2 protein-coding genes and 2 pseudogenes are annotated in these 4,732 nt (G+C 64.8%); all 4 read left to right on the plus strand.

Annotation, left to right across the window (positions count from 1 at the left end; genetic code table 11):
* Positions 1–218, plus strand: a pseudogene (locus tag I5M_RS00410) (transcriptional regulator); the annotation flags it as partial.
* Between the two features lie 19 nt (positions 219–237).
* On the plus strand, positions 238–906 hold the full coding sequence (locus I5M_RS00415) for a DUF4286 family protein (RefSeq protein ID WP_022719599.1): 669 nt from the start codon (positions 238–240) through the stop codon (positions 904–906).
* 190 nt (positions 907–1,096) lie between these two features.
* Positions 1,097–3,949 (plus strand): bifunctional transaldolase/phosoglucose isomerase, encoded by a 2,853-nt coding sequence (locus I5M_RS00420; RefSeq protein ID WP_022719600.1) that lies wholly within the window; start codon positions 1,097–1,099, stop codon positions 3,947–3,949.
* A gap of 191 nt (positions 3,950–4,140) precedes the next feature.
* Positions 4,141–4,732 (plus strand): annotated as a pseudogene (locus I5M_RS00425) (NADP-dependent phosphogluconate dehydrogenase); the annotation flags it as partial.

Raw genomic sequence — 4,732 nt, forward strand, 5'->3', positions numbered from 1 at the left:
TTCCTGTGCTGGTCGCCTTGCGGCAATGGAGCGAGGAATTCGACGACGCGCAGCACGAGATCGCGACCATTCTGGTCGATCGCGACAGCGGCCGGCCTGTGAAAAAACTCGAACTGCGCGCGGCCGATGGCCGCCTGCTCAGCCCCGCCAACACCACGCTAAAGCCGCGCCCGGCGGTGAAGCTGAAGAAACAATCAGCAGCCTCTCGCGCCCGCTGATCCAACCTGAAAGACCGCCATGCCCATCGCCGGACAAGGAATGCTGCTGACCTCGATGGACATCGACGCAGCTGACGAGGCCGACTTCAATCGCTGGTACGACCGCGAGCACATCGCCGAGCGCGTCGCGATCGAAGGTTTTGTCGAGGCCCGTCGCTACGTCGCGATCGATGCCAGCCCGAAGTATCTGGGCCTGTATTCGACTAAGACGTTCGATGTGCTGAGCAGCCCGGCCTACAAAACCGCGCTCGCTAACCAGACTGAATGGTCGAAGCGCAACATCGCCAAGTTCAAGAACATGATCCGCGGCGTCGCGCGCATCACGGAGAGCCACGGCATCGGCCGAGGCGCAGTGCTCGGCCTCGTCCGCATCCGCCCGGCCGAAGGCCACACCAACAGGCTGCGCGCCGGAATCGTGACGCAGCTCGCCCCTACGCTCGACGGCATCATCTCGATGCACCTGCTCGAAAATGACCCGGCTCTATCCAAGCCGCTGACCGATCCGCCCGGCTTCACCAGCCCGGGCGCGTCCGACTGGTTCGTCCTGGTCGACGGGACCGGCGAGACGGCTGTGCGCGCGGCGCTGAAAGGCCGCTTCGACCAGGCGGTCGCACAGGCTGGCGCCACGCTGATCTCCGCCGGCACCTACGCTCTGCTGTGGGACTTGGCCAAGGCTGATCTCGGTTGAACGGGCCGCAGACTGCCCGTAATGCGGCCATCACATGAATGCGATAGGCAGGAGCCGGGAACCCCAGGCCGGCTCGCGCGTCATTGCTGCGAAATCGGCCCCGCGCCACGCCTCGGCAGGACTTGTTGACAAGCCCGACATCCCGGACGGAAATGCAATCGAGGCCGTTATCCACCCGGACAAATTGCACATGAATCCCGTCAAATCGCTCGAACCGCATGGCCAGGCTATCTGGCTGGATTTCCTCGCCCGCGGCTTCATCGCCAAAGGTGATCTCAAGAAGCTGATCGACAGCGACGGGGTGAAGGGCGTGACGTCCAACCCGTCGATCTTCGAGAAAGCGATCGGTTCGTCCGACGAATATGACGGCGCGATCGGCGAAGCCCTGAAGAAGGGCGACCGCTCGGTCGGCGAGCTTTACGAACAGCTGGCGGTCGAGGACATCCAGCACGCGGCTGATGTGCTGCGCCCGGTCTACGACCGGCTCAAGGGCCACGACGGTTTCGTCAGCCTGGAAGTGTCGCCCTATCTGGCGCTCGACACCAAGGGGACGGTTGCTGAGGCGCAGCGACTGTGGAAGGCGGTCGGCCGCGAGAACCTGATGGTCAAGGTACCGGCGACGCGCGAATGCGTACCGGCGATCCAGCAGTTGATTGCGCAAGGCATCAGCATCAACGTCACGCTGTTGTTTTCGCAGGCGGTGTATCGGCAGGTCGCCGAAGCCTATATCGCCGGGCTCGAGGCCTATGTGGCCGGCGGCGGCGATCCGTCGCATGTTGCCAGCGTCGCATCGTTCTTCGTCAGCCGCATCGACAGCGCGGTCGACAAGGAGCTCGACGACAAGATCGCCAAGGCCAACGATCCGTCCGAAAAGGCGCGGCTGGAAAAGCTCAAGGGCAAGATCGCCATCGCCAACGCGAAAATGGCTTACCAGGACTACAAGAAGCTGTTCGCCGGCGAGCGCTGGGACAAGCTGAAAGCCAAGGGCGCCAAGCCGCAGCGGCTGCTGTGGGCTTCGACCGGCACCAAGAACAAGGCCTATAGCGACGTGCTGTATGTCGAGGAGCTGATCGGTCCCGACACCGTCAACACCGTCCCTCCTGCCACGCTGGACGCCTTCCGCGATCACGGCAAGCCACGCGACAGCCTGGAAGAAAATCTCGACGACGCGCGCGCGGCGCTGGAAGGCCTGCAGAAAGCCGGCATCTCGCTCGACAAGATCACCGACCAGCTCGTCGTCGAAGGCGTAAAGCTGTTCGCCGACGCGTTCGACAAGCTGCTCGGCGCCGTCGCCTACAAGCGCAATGTCGTGCTCGCCAAAGGGCTCGACGAACAAAAGCTGTCGCTGGCGCCGGAGCTCGACAAGGCCGTCAAGGCACAGGCCGACGACTGGCGCACCGCCGGCAAGATTCGCTTGCTGTGGGAGCGCGACAAGTCGGTGTGGACCGGCACCGACGAAGACAAATGGCTCGGCTGGCTCGACGCACCCAAGGCCGGCGTCGCCAAGCTCGCCGACTATCAGGACTTCTCCGCCTGGGTGAAGCAGCGCGGCTTCACCGATGCGGTGGTGCTCGGCATGGGCGGCTCCAGCCTCGGGCCGGAAGTGCTCGCCGTCACCTTCGCGCAGCAAAGCGGCTTTCCCAAGCTGCACGTGCTCGACTCCACCGATCCAGCGCAGGTCAAGACGCTTGAGAATAACGTCAAGCTGGCGTCGACGCTGTTCATCGTCTCGTCCAAGTCCGGCGGCACCACCGAGCCGAACGTGATGAAGGACTACTTCTACGCCCGCATCACCGACACCGTCGGCGCCGATCAGGCGGGCGGTCACTTCGTCGCCGTCACCGATCCCGGCTCGTCGATGGAGAAGGTGGCGAAGGCGCAGAAATTCGCCCGCATCTTCCATGGCGATCCGACAATTGGCGGCCGTTACTCGGTGCTCTCCCCGTTCGGCCTGGTGCCGGCGGCTGCGGCCGGGCTCGACCTGAAGAAGCTGCTCGACCTGACGCTGGCGATGGTCCGCTCCTGCGGGCCGGACGTGCCGCCGGCGGAAAATCCCGGCGTGCAGCTCGGCCTCGCCATGGGCTGCGCCGGCCTCGACGGCCGTGACAAGGTGACGATTACTTCGTCCAAGGCGATCGCCGATTTCGGCGCCTGGGCTGAGCAGCTCATCGCCGAGTCGACGGGTAAGGACGGTAAGGGCCTGATCCCCATCGACGGCGAGACGCTCGGCGCGCCCGCCGTCTACGGCAACGATCGCCTCTTCATCGATCTGCGCACCGAGAGCGAAAGCGACGCCGCCCACGAGGCCAAGCTCGCCGCACTGGAAAAGGCCGGTCATCCTGTGGTGCGCATCGTGCTGCGCTCACCCGATCACATCGGCCAGGAGTTCTTCCGGTTCGAGATGGCGACCGCAGTCGCAGGCTCCATTCTCGGCATCAACCCGTTCAATCAGCCCGATGTCGAGAGCGCCAAGATCAAGACCCGCGAACTGACCGCGGCGTTCGAGAAATCGGGCTCGCTCCCGAAGGAGACGCCGGCGATCTCGACCGACAAGGCCGACCTCTACACCGACGACGCCAACGCCGCCGCGCTGCGCAAGGCCGGCGCCGACGGCACGCTGAATTCGTGGATCAAGGCGCACCTGTCGCGCTCGCACGCCGGCGACTACGTCGCGATGTTGGCCTATATCGAACGCGACGCCGCGCATATCGACGCGCTGCAGGTGATGCGGATGGCGGTGCGCGACGCCAAGCACGTCGCCACCTGCGCCGAATTCGGCCCGCGCTTCCTGCATTTCGACGGCCAGGCCTACAAAGGCGGTCCGGACTCGGGCGTGTTCCTGCAGATCACGGCGGACGATGCCAAGGACCTGCCGGTGCCCGGCCAGAAAGCCAGCTTCGGCATCATCAAGGCAGCGCAGGCCCGCGGCGATTTCGGCGTGCTCACCGAACGCGGTCGCCGCGCGTTGCGCGTCCACCTCAAGGGCGACCTCGCCGCCGGTCTGAAGACGCTCGACGCCGCGATCAAAGAGGCGCTGAGTTGATCGTTACCAAACATCCACGCCGTCATTGCGAGGAGCGAAGCGACGAAGCAATCCAGCTCCGTGCACTGGACTGGATTGCTTCGCTACGCTCGCAATGACGGTGCGGCTGACGTAATGAACTAAGAACTAAACAACTTCTAACGAGGCGCCGCAATCAAGCGGCGCGGCAACACATCACTGGAGACCTCGGCATGCAGCTCGGCATGGTCGGCCTGGGACGAATGGGCGGCAACATCGTTCGCCGTCTGATCAAGGGAGGCCACCACTGCGTGGTGTATGACCGGGATCCCAAAGCGGTCGAGGCGCTCGTCAAAGACGGAGCCACCGGCACCTCCAGCCTCGAAGACCTCGTCAAAAAGCTCGACGCGCCGCGCACCGTGTGGGTGATGCTGCCGGCCGGCCACATCACCGAGACCACGATCGGTGACCTGCACAAGCTGCTCGGCGCGGACGACGTCATCATCGACGGCGGCAACACCTTCTGGCAGGACGACATCCGCCGCGCCAAGACGCTGCAGGAAAGCCTCATCCATTACGTCGACGTCGGCACCTCCGGCGGCATCTGGGGCATCGATCGCGGTTACTGCATGATGATCGGCGGCGACAAGGCCGTGGTCGACCGGCTCGACCCGATCTTCGCCACCATGGCCCCCGGCCTCGGCGACATTCCGCGCACGCCCGGCCGCGACGGCCGCGATCCGCGCGTCGAGCAGGGCTACATCCATGCCGGCCCGATCGGCGCCGGGCATTTCGTCAAGATGTCCACAACGGGATCGATACGGC

It is taken from the genome of Rhodopseudomonas sp. B29 (genome assembly GCF_000333455.1).
Lineage (GTDB): Bacteria > Pseudomonadota > Alphaproteobacteria > Rhizobiales > Xanthobacteraceae > Rhodopseudomonas.